This window comes from Stagnihabitans lacustris, from assembly GCF_025950525.1.
In the GTDB taxonomy this organism is placed as follows: Bacteria; Pseudomonadota; Alphaproteobacteria; order Rhodobacterales; family Rhodobacteraceae; genus Stagnihabitans.
In genome coordinates, this window is the sequence record NZ_JAPDGS010000006.1 from 143,648 (window position 1) to 159,384 (window position 15,737).

Here is a 15,737-nt window from a genome sequence, read left to right on the forward strand (position 1 = left end):
ACATCGGCTTGCGGCGTCAGCCGCTCGTTTAATCGAAGGTCCCGGTCACGCGGCCAAACAGCATGAAGGCCCGGGCCGTCCGCGTATCCGACAGCGCCGACAGTTGCGCATCCGTCGCCTTGGGCTCCATCGCGACGAAGGCCTTGTCGAAGCTGCGCAAAAAGTGATGCGCCACGTCGCGGAAAATCTCGTCCTCGCGCATCCGCGCCGCAGTCAGCGCCAGGCAGGACCGGTCGCGTATCCCGCCCAGGGGGGCAATCGCCCGCCCCCGCTCACCGGTGGCGAACTTGCGCCACAGCTCCGGCTTGGCGCGGTCGGGTGCCAGGTCGTCCATATAGATCCCGTCCTCTGCCAGCAGGTTCAGCACATCTTGCGAGGCCTGGATCAGCTTGGAGGCCAGCCGGTCCCCCAGCGCCAACTTCAGCGCCGCAAAGGCGCGCTGGTCGTCGGGGCTGTCGGGGAAATGGATGGCGCGCAGGAAATCTTCCATCGACAAGGGCTCGCCGCTGTCCTCGGGCGCATCCAGCGCGAGGCCGGGTTGCTCCTCGATGCGCAGGGTCGCGACGGGCGACTCGCGGCGGGTCTGAAAGGTCAGGCGCGGGCTTTCTTCGGCCGGGGGCGGCGCCACCGGTGCCGCTGCTGCCGCGGTCGCGACAGGGCGCGGCGCATTGGCCGCCTGCCGGCGCATCTGGTCCATGACCATCTGCAGCCGCTCTCTTTCGCCGCGCAAGCGCCGCAGCTGGTCCAGCGCGACCGCAAGCACCCAGATCATCGCCATCGGCAAGACGACACTGAACAGGGCAAGGCCGCGGGCCACAAACCCCTCGGGCGCCGTGCCATACCAGACAAAGACGCCCAGCCCGATCCAGCAGACCGACAGGGCCAGCGCGCCCACATAGGCGCCCGAAGACACCGCCGGCGCCAGGTCTGGCGGCAAAATGGCGGTCCCGCCGCCCGACATGGTGGGGCCCAAGCCTGCGCCCGGACGCAGGGCACCGCCCAGGCTTGGCGCCTCGGCGTCCGGCCCTGCGGTTTCCTCTGTGCCATTGGTCTCGGTCATGGGCCTGCTCATTTCCTGGCCGTCCGGCCGGGTTTCCGTCAGATGTAACGGATGCTCAGCACTTCATAGCTTTTCTGGCCGCCCGGGGTCTTGACCTCGACCGAATCGCCCTCGTCCTTGCCGATCAACGCGCGGGCCAGGGGCGAGCGCATGTTCAGCAAACCGCGCTCCAGGTCGGCTTCGACCTCGCCCACGATCTGATAGGTCTTTTCCTCGCCGGTGTCTTCGTCGGCCAGCGTCACCCGGGCGCCGAACTTGACCGTGCCCGACATGCGCGAGGTGTCGATGACCTCGGCCCGGCCCAAGATCGCCTCAAGCTCCTTGATGCGGCCTTCCACGAAGCTCTGCTTTTCGCGCGCCGCGTGATATTCGGCGTTTTCCGACAGGTCGCCATGTTCGCGCGCCTCGGATATGGCGCGGATGACGGCGGGACGTTCCACCGACTTCAGGTTTTTCAGTTCTTCGTCCAGCGCGTCGTAACCGCCGCGCGTCATCGGGATCTTTTCCATCAGCCTGCTTCCGCAAAGAACAAGGCCACGGCCTTTTCCGGCCATGACCTTGCGATTGCCCCCTTTAAAGGCAGGATGGCGCTGAATTGCAAGGGGGAAGGCGCGAATAGGCGCAAGCCCGTCGGGCCTGCGATAGAATCTTGCGTCTGGCCTGCAATGACAAGGTGTTTCCTTGCGGGGAAACGTTGACCTCATGCTGCGCTTGCGGCAAGGAAAGCAAAACAGGAAGGGGCCGGGCATGACCGAGATCGTTCGCGAAGAGATGGAATACGACGTGGTCATCGTGGGCGCCGGGCCTTCGGGCCTGTCGGCGGCGATCCGGCTGAAGCAGTTGGACCCGGACCTGTCCGTCGTGATCCTGGAAAAGGGCTCCGAGGTCGGCGCCCATATCCTGTCGGGCGCGGTGCTGGACCCGTCGGGCCTCGACGCGCTTTTGCCTGACTGGCGGACGATGGGCGCCCCGATCAAAACCGCGGTCACAGAGGACAACTTCTATATCCTTGGGCCGGCGGGGCAAATGCGCATCCCGAATTGGCCGATGCCGCCCCTGATGAACAACCACGGCAATTACATCGTGTCGATGGCCAATGTCTGCCGCTGGATGGCGGGCGTGGCCGAAGGCCTGGGCGTCGAAATCTTCCCGGGCATGTCCTGTTCAGAGCTGGTCTACGGTCCCTCGGGCGAGGTGCGCGGCGTGGTGGCGGGCGAGTTCGGCAAGCAGGCCGATGGCACCCCGGGCCCGTCCTATGAGCCCGGCATGGTGCTGGCCGGCAAATATGTCTTCCTGTCCGAAGGCGTGCGGGGGTCCTTGGCCAAAGAGGTCATCGCGAAATATGACCTGTCCAAGGGGCACTCGCCGCAGAAATTCGGCCTTGGCATGAAAGAGATCTGGCAGATCGACCCCGCCAAGCACCACGAAGGCCGCGTGACGCATACGATGGGCTGGCCGCTTGGGTCGAACGCCGGCGGCGGCTCCTTTATCTATCACCTTGAAAACAATCAGGTCTATGTGGGTTTTGTCGTTCACCTGAACTATGAAAACCCGCATCTTTACCCCTATATGGAGTTCCAACGCTTCAAGCATCACCCGATGGTGGCCGACCTCCTGAAGGGCGGCAAGCGCGTGGCTTATGGTGCAAGGGCGATCAGTGAGGGCGGCTATCAGTCGATCCCCAAGATGGTGGCGCCGGGCGTGGCACTTCTGGGCTGCACCGCGGGCCTGGTGAACGTGCCGCGCATCAAGGGCAACCACAACGCCATGCTGTCGGGCAAGGCAGCCGCCGAGGCCGCCCATGCCGCCATCAAGGCGGGCCGGCGGGGCGACGAGCTGACGACCTATGAAACCGATGTCCGTCAGGGCGCCATCGGGGCCGACCTGAAAAAGGTCCGCAACGTCAAGCCGCTGTGGAGCCGCTTTGGTCTGATCGCCAGCCTCTTTGGCGGCGGCGCCGACATGTGGGCCAACACCTTTGGCATGACGCTTTTCGGCACGCTGAAGCATGACAAGACCGATGCGCAGGCCACCGGCAAGGCGTCCAAGTTCAAGCCGATCGACTATCCGCGCCCCGATGGCGTCCTGTCCTTTGACCGGCTGACCAATATCGCCTTTTCGGCCACCAACCACGATGCCGACCAGCCCGCGCATCTGCGGTTGAAGGACCCTTCCATCCCGATCCTGGTGAACCTGCCCGAATATGACGAGCCGGCGCAGCGCTATTGCCCGGCGGGGGTCTATGAGGTGGTGCGCGAAGAGGGCCGCGACCCTCGGTTCCAGATCAACTTCCAGAACTGCGTCCATTGCAAGACCTGCGACATCAAGGACCCGTCGCAGAACATCACCTGGACCACGCCCCAGGGCGGCGGTGGGCCGAACTACCCCAACATGTAAGCGGGTCAAGCCCGCTTGGGTCCAACATGTGAGCTGGTCAAGCCCGCTTTGACCCAACATGTGGCACCACCGGCCCTTGAAGGTCACCGAAAATTGCGAAAGGCCCGGGGTCGCGTCCCCCGGGCCTTTCTTGCATCCCGCGCCCGGGGCCTTTAGCCTGCACCCAGAAGGAGACCTCCATGCAACCCATCTCGCGTCTTGGTTCCGTCCTGGTTCTGGCCCTGTCCCTGCCGCTTGCCGCCGGGACGCCCGCGATCTCGCAGGCCGGGCCCCAGGCCAGCGCCGGGGCCTATCTGGCCGCGCGCTCTGCCATGGCCGAGAATGACTTCCCCGCGGCGGTCGATTGGTTCACCCAGGCGCTTGCCGCCGATCCGGCCAATCCCGACCTGTTGGAAAGCGCTATTGCGGCCGAACTGGCCATGGGCGCGCTGGACAAGGCGGGCGCGCTTGCGGCGGCGATGGAAAAGGCGGGGCATCAAAGCCAGATCACCAACCTGGCGCATCTGGCCAGCCTTGGGGCCGCGGGCGACTATGCCGCGATCCTGCAGGCCCAGGACGCGGGCCGCAAGATATTCCCCATGCTGGACCTTTTGATCCAGGCTTGGGCCGAGGTTGGTGTGGGCAAGATGTCCGAGGCGGCCGTGACCTTCGACAAGATCATCGCCGATCCGGGCTCGGCGCCCTTGGGCATGTATCACAAGGCCCTGGCCCTGGCGCAGACCGGCGACTTCGAGGGGGCGGAGGCGCTGTTTTCCGACCCGAAGGCCGCGGGCGTTTCGGGTCTGCGGCGCGGCATCGTGGCGCGGGTCCAGGTGCTGAGCCAGCTGGAGCGCGGCCCCGAGGCCGTGGCCCTGATCGACGAAAGGTTCGGCGCGGTGCTGGATGCGGGCATGGCCGACCTGCGCCGCAGGGCCGCGGCGGGCGAACCCATCCCCTTTGACCTGATCCACGACGCGCGCGAGGGTCTGGCCGAGGCGTTTTTCACCTGGGCCACGCTGACGACGCAGGAAAACGACCTTCTTTCGCCGCTGTTGTCCGCCCGGATCGCGGCAGGGCTGCGGCCCGACCATGTCGAGGCGCAGTTGATGGCGGCCCGGCTTCTGGACCAGATGGGCCAACATGACTTGGCCATCACCGCCTTTCAGGCCGTGCCCGAGGGCGACCCGGCCTATGTCTCTGCCGTTCTGGGCCAGGCCAATGCCGCGCTTTTGGCCGGTCGCGCAGGCCAGGCGGTCGAGCTTTTGACCACCTTGTCCCAGCGCGAGCCCAAGGACCGCACCGTCCTCGCCTCGCTGGGCGACGCCCTGCGCGCCGATGGCAAATGTGACGCGGCGATCACGGCCTATGGTGCGGCGATTGCCACGATTGTCACGCCGGGGCCGGGGGATTGGCCGCTCTATTACCGGCGCGGCGGCTGTGCGCAGGTCGTGGGCGACTGGGCTGCCGCCGAAAAGGACCTGAGCTTTGGCCTGACCCTGGCCCCCGACGAGCCGCGCTTGTTGAACGAACTGGGTTACGCCTGGGTCGACCGCGGCGAGAACTTGGACCGCGCACTAGAGATGCTGCGCCGCGCCGTCGCCGGGGCGCCCGATCAGGGCTATATCCTGGACAGCCTGGCCTGGGCCTATTACCGGCTGGGGCAGTATGATCAGGCGGTGGCCCCGCAAGAGGCCGCCTCGCAGTTGATGCCGGTCGATCCGGTCGTGACCGATCACCTGGGCGATATCTATTGGGCCGTGGGGCGCGTGCGCGAGGCCGAATACCAATGGCACCGCGCGCTGTCGTTCAAGCCCGAAGAGAAAGACGCCGCCCGCATCCGGTTGAAACTGGAAAAAGGGCTGGACGCGGTTCTGGCGGATGAAAAGCGGAATGGCGGCTGAGATCGAACGGCGCGCCCGGGCCAAGGTCAACCTGGCGCTGCATGTGACGGGGCGGCGGGGGGATGGCTATCACCTGCTGGACAGCCTCGTGGGGTTTGCCGATTTCGGCGACGTGGTGCGGGTCAGGGCCAGTGACGTGATGTCGCTGACCGTGACGGGGCCCATGGCGGCGGGGCTTGGCGCGGGCGAGGACAACCTTGTCCTGCGCGCGGCCCGGCTGATGGGACGGCCCGCCGCGATCACCTTGGACAAGCATTTGCCGCTGGCCTCGGGGATCGGCGGCGGCTCTGCCGATGCGGCGGCGACGCTGCGGGCCCTGGCGGACCTGCATGGCGTGGATCTGCCCGATCCCGCCGCGGTGCTGGGGCTTGGGGCCGATGTGCCGGTCTGCCTGCTGGGCCGCCCGGCGCGGATGGCGGGGATCGGTGAGGACCTGACCCCGCTGCGCCTGCCGCCCGCCCATCTGGTGCTGGTGAACCCCGGCGTGACCGTCTCGACGCCCGAGGTGTTCCGCGCGCTGACACGGCGCGACAATCCGCCCTTGCCGGTGATGGGCGATGTCCCGGATGCGGCGGCGCTGGCCGATTGGCTGGCGGGGACGCGCAACGACCTGCAAGAGCCCGCCTTGCGCCTGCGTCCCCAGATCGGCGCGGTGCTTGCGGCGCTAAATGCGGTGCCGGGATGCCTTGTGGCGCGGATGTCGGGCAGCGGGGCGACCTGCTTCGGGCTGTTTGCCGAGGCCGCTTTGGCCGAGGCCGCCGCCCTGTCCCTGGCGCGACCGGGATGGTGGGTGCAGTTCGGGGCTCTGGTCTAGGCCTTGGCCGGATGGTCCGCTGTGGCAAAGGCTTGCGCCTCTGGCGCTGCTTTGGGTCAGGGGAGGCCAAAAAGCAAAACGCCGGCCCCCGAAAGCAAAACGCCGGCCCCCGTGGGACCGGCGTTTATCCTGCGGGCCGGGGCCCTCAGTCGTTGCGGATCACCTTGGCAAAGGCCGAAAACAGCTCGCCATTGGCGCAGACCACCGAGCCATGGTCAAACGGCGTCATCCCCTCGCGGATGCTTTCGACAAAGCCGCCCGCTTCCTTGACCAAGAGCAGACCCGCCGCCATGTCCCAGATCTTCATCTCGCGTTCCCAGAACCCGTCGAAACGACCCGCCGCCACATAGGCCAGGTTCAACGAAGCCGCGCCCCATTCGCGCACCCCCGCCACCTGCGGCATCAGCCGCGCGAAATCGGCAATCGTGCCGGGCAGGGTCCGCTTGGAAATCGCCGGAACCGAGGTCGCAAAGATCGACTCGGACAGCGACCGCCGCCCCGAGACCCGCAACCTCCGGTCGTTCATCCAGGCGCCCGAGCCCTTTTCGGCCCAGAACATCTCGTCCTTGGCCGCATCAAAGACCACGGCGGCCACGATCTCGCCCTTATGCTCCAGCGCGATGGACACCGCCCAATGCGGCATCCCGTGCAGGAAGTTCGTCGTCCCGTCCAGCGGATCGACGATCCAGCGCCGCGTCGGGTCCGTGCCCTCGACCGGCGTGGATTCCTCGCCCACCCAACCGTAGTTCGGGCGCGCCTCCATCAGGTCCTCGCGGACCAGACGTTCCGCCTCGCGGTCGGCCTTGGTGACGAATTCCCCCGGCCCCTTGGTCGAGACCTGCAGGTTTTCAACTTCGCGGAAGTCCTTGACCAAAGCACGGCCCGCTTTGCGGGCGGCCTTGATCATCAGATTGATATTGGCGCTGCCTTGCATCGGGCACCTTCACTTATGGCATCTTATGGAACGAAGGGGGGCTTACATGGGAATGGGCCGAAAGGAAAGGGGGGAGGGGGAAAGGAAAGGGGCGGAAGGGGATTGCGGTTAAGAGCGCCCAAAACCGCGATTGGTGCGAATATGGAAAAACTGTGGCGACAATTTGACGGATTGGCGGCGCGGGGGGGTGGGGCCTAGGGTGAACCATGGCCCAAGCAACATTCGACGATTTCACCCAGATCACCGCGCTGTGGCACCAGGTTGCCCGGCGCAGCCAGGCGCGTGACGCGGCAGAGCCGCAGATCTTCAACCAGCTGGCCATGGCGCTATCGGGGCGTTTGCCGCGCGATGGCTCTGCCGCCTTGGCCGAACTGCACGCGCTGGCGGATGCCATCGCGGGTCGCGGCTTTCTGGCCTGGGACGCGCAAGCGCCGATCACCGGCCATGACCCCCATGACCGCGTCGCCCTGACGGCTGAAAGCTTTCAGCGCCTGGTGTCAGCCTGCAAAAAGACCCTGTGACCGCCAAGACGCCCTGGTCCGGCAACACGCCCTGGCCTGCCACAAAGCCCTGTGACCGCGCCGGGGTTCAGGGACCATACCGTCCTGTCCACCGCGCCCTTTGACCCCAGGACGTTTTCCCGCTAACCCCGGCCCATGAGTGGCATCCATCTGAACGACGTCAGCCTGTCCCTGCAGGGCAAGCCGATCCTGACCGGGATCGACCTGCACCTGACCGAGGCCCGGATCGGCCTGATCGGGCGCAACGGGTCGGGCAAGACCTCGCTGTTGCGGTTGATGGCGGGGCTGGTGGCGCCGACCTCGGGCCGGGTGACGGTCGAGGGCGCAAGCCCCACCGACCGCAAGGCGCTGTTGCGGTCGCTGGGCATCCTGTTTCAGAACCCCGACCACCAGATCCTGTTTCCGACCGTGATCGAGGAACTGTCCTTCGGCCTGATCCAGCAAGGCGTCCCCAAGGCCCAGGCCCAGGCCCGCGCCCGTGACGCCCTTACCGCCGAGGGCCGCGCGCATTGGGAAAAGGCCGCGACCCACACCCTGTCGCAGGGCCAGCGGCAATACCTGTGCCTTTTGGCGCTGCTGTTGATGGCGCCGCGCTGGCTTTTGCTGGACGAGCCCTTTGCGGCGCTGGACCTGCCGACCGAGGCCCGCCTTCGCCGTCGACTGGATGCCTTGCCGCAACGCCTGATCACCATTTCCCATGCGCCAGCCGCGGTCGAGCGCTGTGACCGCGTCCTGTGGCTGGAGCAGGGGCGTATCCGGGCGGATGGGCCGCCCGCCCAGGTCCTGCCAGAGTTCCGCGCCCAGATGGCCCGGATCGGAGAGGCCGATGCTGACACTGACCTCTAGCCGCCACACCGCCCTGCATGACTGGAGCGCGGGGGGCAAGCTTGCGGGGCTGGCGGTGTTTTCGGTTGCGCTCTTTGCGCTTCCGGGGCTGTGGTCCCTGGCCGGGCTGGGCTTGCCGCTGGCCGCAACCCTGGCGCTGGGGCTGTTCCCAGAGTGGCTGCGGCTGTTTCGGCCTTTGGTCTGGATGGGCCTTGTGATCCTGGCCTGGCATGGGCTGACCGGCACGGCGCCTGAGGGCCTGACCGCGGTCCTGCGCATGTTTGCGGCCTTTGGCGCGGCGAACCTTGTGACCATGACCACGCGGTTGACCGATATGCAGGCGGTTTTCCTGTGGCTTGCCCGGCCCTTGGCCCCCGTGATCCCGCCCGCAAGGCTGGCGCTGGCCATGGCGCTGGTGATCCGCTTTGTCCCGGTCCTGGCCTTGCGGGCGGATCAACTGTCGCAGGCCTGGCGCGCCCGGTCGCCCCGTCGCATCGGCTGGCCCCTGGTCTTTGCCATCACTCTGGCCGCCCTGGACGATGCCGAACATGTGGCCGAGGCCTTGCAAGCCCGGGGCGGCACAGAGTAACGCTGCAGATGCAAACAGGTCATCCAAGGAGACCCCGATGGAACGCAGCCTTACCCGTATCGCGCTTTTTGCCGCTTTGATCGCAGCGCTTGGGCTGATCCCCAAGATCGACATGGGCATCGGCGTGCCGATCACGGCGCAGACCCTGGGGGTGATGCTGTGCGGCACGATCCTTGGCGCGCGCAATGGTGCGCTTGCCGTGTTGTTGTTCCTGGCGCTGACCGCGCTTGGCCTGCCGCTTTTGTCGGGCGGGCGCGGCGGGATCGGCGTCTTTACCTCGGCCTCGGCCGGGTTCCTGATCGGCTGGCCAATTGCGGCCTTTGTCACCGGCGCGCTGATGGGCTGGATGAAAGAGGTCTCGACCGCGGGCACCTTCAACGCGGCCGTGGCCGGGGGCATCGGCGTGGTCTATCTGTTCGGCGTCCCAGGCATCGCTTTGGTCGCGGGCAAACCCCTGGTCGAGGCGTTCTGGGGCTCGATGGTCTTTGTGCCGGGCGATGTGGTCAAGGCGGGGATTTGTGCGCTGGTGACGGTGGCCGTGGCCCGCGCCCGTCCGGGTCTGGTGCAGGCGTAAAGGGTCACGCCCGCAGCAGCAGGGCGGTCCCAAGCCCGCCCGCCGCCGCGATGGCGGCCAATCCCAGCGCGCCCGGGCCCAGGCCATTCAGCCCGTGATACAGGCTGACGGCCAGCACCGAACCCGAGGCGCCAATCGGATGGCCCCGCGCCAAGGCGCCCCCTTTGACGTTGACAAGGCCGGGGTCAAACCCGGCCTTTTCGATTGTGGCAAGGGCTTGGGCGGCAAAGGCCTCCATCAGCTCGATCCGGTCCAGCCGCTGCGGCCCCAGAGCGGCGATGGCGGCAAGGGGGGCCAGGCCCGGGTCCTCGGGCGCGGCGCCCAGGGTCACACCGCCCAAGAGCTTGACCGGACGCGGCCCGATGGGATCGCGGCTGACCACGACAAAGGCCGCGCCATCCGCGCTGACCGCCGCATTGGCGGCCGAGATCGGGCCGTGGATCGCCCGGGCGCGGGCGGCCAGCGCCGGCGTCAAGGCCCGGGTGAAGGCGTCGCGGTCAAGCCCCGCCAGCGGCACAAGGCCGCTTTGCGGCTGGGCCCGCGCCTTGGCATGGCTGGCCACCGCATAGGCGTCCAGGGCCGCGCGGTCATGGCCCATCTGCGCCGCCAGCCGGGCGGCCGCCTCGGCCATGTCAGGGTCGCGGGCGGGGAAGGGGGCAAAGGCGGGGCGGTCATATTCCACGCCGCCCGGACGAGTCAGGCGATGGGGCCTACGTGAGTGGCTTTCGGCGCCGCCTGCCACCACGATCCGGGCGCCCGCGCGCACCAAGGCATCGGCCAACAGGATCGCATCCAGCCCGCCGACGCATTGCCGGTCGATGGACAGGCCCGCGACACGCTCGGGCAGGCCAGCCGCCAGCGCCGCCATCCGCGCCGGATTGCCGCCGCCCCCCAGCGCGTTCGACAAGATCACCTCGTCGACCTGATCGGGCGCGATCCCGGCATCGGCAAGCGCCGCCCGGATCACCGGCGCCGCCAATTCATGCGGCAAAAGCCCCGCCAGCGCGCCGCCAGAGGGCGCAACCGGGCTGCGGCGGGCGGCAATGATCCAGGTCATAATGCGGACAGGTCGGTTTTGCCCGAAGCCAGCATGGGCCAGGTCGCGGGTCTGCGGATTTCACGCGGGGCCTTTAGCGGGCCGAACGCCTGACGCAGCGCAGGCAACAGGGCGGCGTCCGGGGCCGTGCCCATCACATGAGCGATCAGGCGCGCGCCGCGCAGGGCATCGGGGGTGGCGGTGACAGCGGCACGGGTGACGCCGGGTTGCGCCATAAGAAAGGCCTCGATCTCTTCGGGATAGGCGGCTTGGTCGGCGACCTTGACCATGCGCGACAGGCGGCCACGCAGATACAGGAACCCGTCCTGCAGCCAACCGGTCTCGCCCAGGACCAGCCAGTCGCCCACCCAGCGCGCAGAGCCGGGGTCAGAGGCGTAACCCGTGAAAAGATAGGGGCTTTTGACCCAAATCTCGCCCTCTTCGATGCGCAGATCAACCCCGGGATAAGGCCTGCCGACCGAGGCTTCGGGCGTGTCGGGACCTGCAAGGGTGACAAAAGAGGCCTCGGCCGCGCCATAAAACTCGTGGATGGTGCAAACGGGCGCCCGGGCGCGAAAGGCCGCGCGCAGGCCCGCATCCAGCTTCGATCCGCCGACCAGCAGGCACCGCAAGGCCAGCTCTGGGCCGGATGCCTCCAGGATCAGGCGCAGTTGTGCGGGCGTGGCGTAAAGCAGGTCGATCCCGGCCAGCGCCGCCCCCTGCGCCCGGGGGGACAGATGCGACAGCACATGCAGGTCGGCCCCAAGCGACAGGCTTTCCAGCGCGCCATACAGCGCCAGCGAATGAACCAGCCGCCCCAGAACCGCGGTCCGCACCCCGGGTCCGATGCCGAAAAGCCCCTGGTTGACGGCGAAAGAGGCCTGCCAGCTGGCGGCGGTCCGCGCGATGCGGCGGGGGTGGCCCGAGGTCCCGCCGGTCAGGGTCTCGAAGCCGCGGGGCGCGCCGCTTGGTTCAACGCTTGGGCCGCCGATGCGAAAATCATGCGCGCCCAGGTGGCACAGTGATTGCGGATCATCGGGCAGGGCGCCCGACTGCGGCGCCCCTGGCCGCAGCGCGTCGCCGGCAAAAAGCCGCGCCTGCGGATGCCACAGAAAGCTCACGCCAGAAGATGGGCGAGCCGGTGCAGCGCCATGACATAGCCCTGCGTCCCGCAGCCCGCGATGACCCCATCGGCGCGGCCCGAAACAAAAGAGTGGTGCCGAAAGGCCTCGCGCTTGTGGATATTGCTGATATGGACCTCGATCACCGGCCCGTCGAAAGCGTTCAAGGCATCCAGGATCGCCACCGACGTGTGCGAATAGGCGCCGGGGTTGATGATGATGGCGGCGGCCTCCAGCCGGGCCTGTTGGATCAGATCGACCAAGGCGCCCTCGTGGTTGGACTGGTGCGCGCGCAAGCCCAGCCCCATGCTTTCAGCCAGGCGCGTGCAAAGCGCCTCGACATCAGCCAGCGTCTCGCGCCCATAAATCTCGGGTTGGCGCTGGCCAAGCAGGTTCAGGTTCGGGCCGTTCAGGAGGAAGATGGTTTTCATAGGCCAAAGACTAGCCGGGCGGGGCAAGTGCGGCAAGCCCTGGGGTATGCCCAGGGGCCCCTTCCGCCGGACGGCCGGCAAGGATAGGCTGGCCCCATGGCACCGACCCGATTCATCCACCTGCGCACCCATACCGAGCATTCCCTTCTGGAAGGCGCGGTTCCCGTCAAAAAGCTGGTCAAGATGGCCAAGGCGATGGACATGCCCGCCATCGCCGTCACCGACACCAATGCGATGTTTGCCGCGCTGGAGTTCAGCGTGACCGCCTTGGGCGAGGGGGTGCAGCCCATCGTGGGCCTGCAAGTCTCGGTCGCCTATGAGGTGGCGGCGCCGGGCGAAAAGCCCCGGCCCCCGGCGCCCATGGTCCTGCTGGCACAGAACGAGGCCGGGTATATGGGGCTGATGCGGCTGAACACCTGTCTTTACGTCGATAAGGGCGGCCAGTTGCCCCAAGTGACGCTGGAGGACCTGGAGGCCAATGCCGAGGGCATCATCTGTCTGACGGGCGGCGCGGGCGGGCCCTTGGGGCAGATGCTGGTGGCGGGGCATATGCCAAAGGCGCGGGCCTTGGCCGAACGGCTGGCGCGGGCCTATGGCGACAGGCTTTACATCGAGCTGCAGCGCCATCCCGGTGAGGGCGGGGCCCTGACGCCGGACGAGGCGGCCAGTGAGCCCGGCTTGGTGGCCCTGGCCTATGACCTGGGCCTGCCCCTGGTGGCCACCAATGATGTCTATTTCCCGAAATCCGACATGTATGAGGCCCATGACGCGCTGATCTGCATTGCCGAGGGCGCCTATCTCGACCAATCGACCCCGCGCCGCCGCCTGACCCAGCAGCACTATTTCAAATCTGAGTCCGAGATGGTGGCGCTCTTCGCTGACCTGCCCGAGGCCTTGGAGAACACCGTCGAAATCGCCCGCCGCTGCGCCTATGCGGCGCAAAAGCGCAAGCCGATCCTGCCGAAATTCGCCGATGACGAGGTCGAAGAGCTGCGCCGTCAGGCCTGGGAGGGGCTGAAGAACCGCCTGGCCGTGATCCCCCATGCCGCCTCGGTTCAGGTCTATGAGGACCGTTTGCAGTTCGAACTGGGCATCATCGAGAAGATGGGCTTTCCGGGCTATTTCCTGATCGTGGCCGATTTCATCAAATGGGCCAAGAACCACGGGATTCCGGTGGGGCCGGGCCGGGGGTCAGGCGCCGGGTCCCTTGTGGCCTATGTGCTGACGATCACCGACCTTGACCCCCTGCGCTATGCTTTGCTGTTTGAACGGTTCTTGAACCCCGAACGGGTCTCGATGCCCGACTTCGACATCGACTTCTGCATGGACCGCCGCGAAGAGGTGATCCGCTACGTCCAAGAGAAATACGGCCGCGACAAGGTGGCGCAGATCATCACCTTTGGCGCTTTGCTGTCCAAGGCCGCGGTCCGCGATGTGGGGCGCGTCCTTCAGATGTCCTATGGCCAGGTCGATCGCCTGTCCAAGATGATCCCGCTGGAGGGGGTCAAGCCCGTCTCCATCACCAAGGCCTTGGCCGATGAACCGCGCCTGCGCGAGGCCGCCAAGGAAGAGATCGTGGCCCGCCTGTTGAATTACGCCGAGCAGATCGAGGGGCTGTATCGCAACGCCTCCACCCATGCGGCGGGCGTGGTGATCGGCGACCGGCCGCTGGATCAGCTGGTGCCGCTCTATCAGGACCCGCGCTCCGACATGCCCGCCACCCAGTTCAACATGAAATGGGTCGAGGCCGCGGGTCTGGTGAAGTTCGACTTCCTGGGGCTCAAGACGCTGACCGTGATCCAGAATGCGCTGGACCTGTTGGCCTTGCGCGGCGTGACCTTGGATATCTCGTTGATCCCGCTGGACGACAAGCCCACCTATGACCTTTATGCGGCCGCCAAGACGGTCGCGGTGTTTCAGGTGGAATCTACCGGCATGATGGACGCGCTGCGGCGCATGAAACCCACCTGTATCGAGGATATCGTGGCGCTTGTGGCGCTTTATCGCCCCGGCCCGATGGAGAACATCCCGGTCTATTGCGAGGTGAAGAACGGCCTGCGGGACCTTGAAAGCCTGCATCCGACCATCGACCCGATCCTGAAGGAAACCCAAGGCATCATCGTCTATCAGGAACAGGTGATGCAGATTGCCCAGGTGATGGGCGGCTATTCCTTGGGCGGCGCCGACCTGTTGCGCCGAGCGATGGGCAAAAAGATCGCCGAGGAAATGGCCAAGGAGCGGCCCAAGTTTATCGAAGGTGCCGCCAAGACCCATGGCATCGACGCCAAGAAATCGGGCGAGGTCTTTGACCTCTTGGAGAAATTCGCCAACTACGGGTTCAACAAATCTCACGCTGCCGCCTATGCGGTGGTCAGCTATCAGACCGCTTACCTGAAGGCCAATTACCCGGTCGAGTTCATGGCCGCCGTGATGAACTGCGACCTTCACCTGACCGACAAGCTGGCGATCTACAAGCGTGAGGTCGACAAGCTGGGGATCAAGACGGTCGCGCCCTCGGTCAATGCTTCGCTGGCGAAGTTCACCGTGCGCGACGGCCAGGTTGTCTATGCCTTGGGCGCGCTGAAGAATGTCGGCGTCGACGCGATGGAGATGATCGTGACGGCGCGCGGGACCAAGCCGTTCAAGACGCTGTTCGATGTCGCCCGCCGCGTCGATCTGAAACGGGTGGGCAAGCGGCCTTTGGAGATGCTGGCCCGGGCCGGGGCTTTCGATGAGCTGGATGGCAACCGGGCGCGGGTCTTCGAGTCGCTGGATGCGCTGGTCGCCTATTCGGCGGCGGTGCATGAGGCCAGCGCCTCGAACCAGGTGTCGCTGTTTGGCGAGGCGGGGTCGGACATTCCTGAACCGCGCCTGATGGGGCGCGACGACTGGCAGCCGATCGAACGGCTGGGGCATGAGCATATGGCGGTGGGCTTTTACCTGTCGGGGCATCCGCTGGATGACTATATGCCCGCGCTGCGGCGCAAACAGGTGCGGACCCTGACCGAGATCACGCGGGACTGTGAGCGGGGCCCGATGGTGGCCAAGATCGCGGGATCGGTCAGCGCCAAGCAGGAACGCAAATCGGCGCGCGGCAACCGGTTCGCCTTTGTGTCGCTGTCCGATCCGACGGGGCTATATGAGGTGACGGTGTTTTCAGACACGCTGGAGGCCGCGCGCGACAACCTGGAGCCCGGCCGCAACGTGGTCTTGACGGTGGAGGCGACGTTGGAGGGCGAGACGCTGAAACTGCTGTGCCGCGGGGCGGAGCCGGTGGAAAAGGTCGCCGAAGCCGCGGGTGCCCAGGCGATCCGGGTGCATCTGAACCGGGCCGAGGCGGTGGGGTCATTGGCGGGCTTGCTGGCGCGGGTCGAGGGCCGCTCGCGGGCCTCGGTGACGCTGTGCGTGCCGGGACCGGATGGCGACGAGGTCGATGTGGTCCTGCCCGGGGAATTCCCGCTGACGCCGCAGATCAAAGGGGCGATCAAGGCGATGCAAGGCGTCGTCATGGTCGAAGACCTGAACTAAGCGGAGCTTCGCAAGGTTTTTTACCTC

At 66.7% G+C, this 15,737-nt stretch carries 14 protein-coding genes; 8 read left to right on the forward strand and 6 right to left on the reverse strand.

Annotated elements, in window-relative coordinates:
* Positions 1–28: 28 nt before the first annotated feature.
* Positions 29–1,060: a hypothetical protein gene (locus tag NX862_RS14835; protein WP_264494706.1), complete on the reverse strand. Its 1,032-nt coding sequence runs from the start codon at positions 1,058–1,060 to the stop codon at positions 29–31.
* A 38-nt stretch (positions 1,061–1,098) separates the two neighbouring features.
* Positions 1,099–1,569 (reverse strand): transcription elongation factor GreA, encoded by a 471-nt coding sequence (gene greA, locus NX862_RS14840; protein ID WP_264494707.1) that lies wholly within the window; start codon positions 1,567–1,569, stop codon positions 1,099–1,101.
* A 238-nt stretch (positions 1,570–1,807) separates the two neighbouring features.
* Here greA and NX862_RS14845 point away from each other — a divergent pair, with 238 nt between their 5' ends.
* From NX862_RS14845 to NX862_RS14855, 3 genes are all read left to right on the forward strand, one after another.
* On the forward strand, positions 1,808–3,457 hold the full coding sequence (locus tag NX862_RS14845) for an electron transfer flavoprotein-ubiquinone oxidoreductase (protein WP_264494708.1): 1,650 nt from the start codon (positions 1,808–1,810) through the stop codon (positions 3,455–3,457).
* Between the two features lie 179 nt (positions 3,458–3,636).
* Positions 3,637–5,337, forward strand: a complete 1,701-nt coding sequence (locus NX862_RS14850) for a tetratricopeptide repeat protein (RefSeq protein ID WP_264494709.1) — start codon at positions 3,637–3,639, stop codon at positions 5,335–5,337.
* Positions 5,327–6,151 carry a 4-(cytidine 5'-diphospho)-2-C-methyl-D-erythritol kinase gene (locus tag NX862_RS14855; RefSeq protein WP_264494710.1) on the forward strand — a complete coding sequence of 275 codons (825 nt, stop codon included), beginning with the start codon at positions 5,327–5,329 and terminating at the stop codon, positions 6,149–6,151. The genes NX862_RS14850 and NX862_RS14855 overlap by 11 nt, the downstream gene beginning before the upstream one ends.
* Before the next feature lie 145 nt (positions 6,152–6,296).
* On the opposite strand, the gene NX862_RS14860 is transcribed toward NX862_RS14855, so the two are convergent.
* The gene (locus NX862_RS14860; RefSeq protein ID WP_264494711.1) at positions 6,297–7,085 is read right to left on the reverse strand and encodes an inositol monophosphatase family protein; all 789 of its coding nucleotides are present in this window, start codon (positions 7,083–7,085) and stop codon (positions 6,297–6,299) included.
* A 206-nt stretch (positions 7,086–7,291) separates the two neighbouring features.
* Here NX862_RS14860 and NX862_RS14865 point away from each other — a divergent pair, with 206 nt between their 5' ends.
* The 4 genes from NX862_RS14865 (at position 7,292) to NX862_RS14880 (ending at position 9,594) form a co-directional block, all read left to right on the forward strand.
* On the forward strand, positions 7,292–7,606 hold the full coding sequence (locus NX862_RS14865; protein ID WP_264494712.1) for a hypothetical protein: 315 nt from the start codon (positions 7,292–7,294) through the stop codon (positions 7,604–7,606).
* A gap of 135 nt (positions 7,607–7,741) precedes the next feature.
* The gene (locus tag NX862_RS14870) at positions 7,742–8,452 is read left to right on the forward strand and encodes an energy-coupling factor ABC transporter ATP-binding protein (RefSeq protein WP_264494713.1); all 711 of its coding nucleotides are present in this window, start codon (positions 7,742–7,744) and stop codon (positions 8,450–8,452) included.
* Positions 8,433–9,020, forward strand: coding sequence for an energy-coupling factor transporter transmembrane component T family protein (locus NX862_RS14875; protein ID WP_264494714.1), 588 nt, complete (start codon positions 8,433–8,435; stop codon positions 9,018–9,020). Before NX862_RS14870 ends, NX862_RS14875 begins: the two co-directional genes overlap by 20 nt.
* Before the next feature lie 37 nt (positions 9,021–9,057).
* A complete protein-coding gene (locus NX862_RS14880; RefSeq protein ID WP_264494715.1) occupies positions 9,058–9,594 on the forward strand; it encodes a biotin transporter BioY in 537 nt (178 codons plus the stop codon).
* A 4-nt stretch (positions 9,595–9,598) separates the two neighbouring features.
* Here NX862_RS14880 and NX862_RS14885 read toward each other — a convergent pair whose 3' ends face one another.
* Genes NX862_RS14885 through aroQ form a run of 3 tightly spaced genes read right to left on the reverse strand, consistent with a single transcriptional unit; the run spans position 9,599 to position 12,182 of the window.
* Entirely contained in the window at positions 9,599–10,651 is a 1,053-nt protein-coding gene (locus tag NX862_RS14885; protein ID WP_264494716.1) for a thiolase family protein, read from the reverse strand.
* Positions 10,648–11,751, reverse strand: a complete 1,104-nt coding sequence (locus NX862_RS14890; protein ID WP_264494717.1) for an AMP-binding protein — start codon at positions 11,749–11,751, stop codon at positions 10,648–10,650. Before NX862_RS14890 ends, NX862_RS14885 begins: the two co-directional genes overlap by 4 nt.
* Entirely contained in the window at positions 11,748–12,182 is a 435-nt protein-coding gene (gene aroQ / locus NX862_RS14895) for a type II 3-dehydroquinate dehydratase (protein ID WP_264494718.1), read from the reverse strand. The genes NX862_RS14890 and aroQ overlap by 4 nt, the downstream gene beginning before the upstream one ends.
* Positions 12,183–12,278: 96 nt before the next feature.
* Between aroQ and dnaE the strand changes: the two genes are divergently transcribed.
* Positions 12,279–15,710 (forward strand): DNA polymerase III subunit alpha, encoded by a 3,432-nt coding sequence (gene dnaE / locus NX862_RS14900; protein WP_264494719.1) that lies wholly within the window; start codon positions 12,279–12,281, stop codon positions 15,708–15,710.
* Positions 15,711–15,737 lie beyond the last annotated feature (27 nt).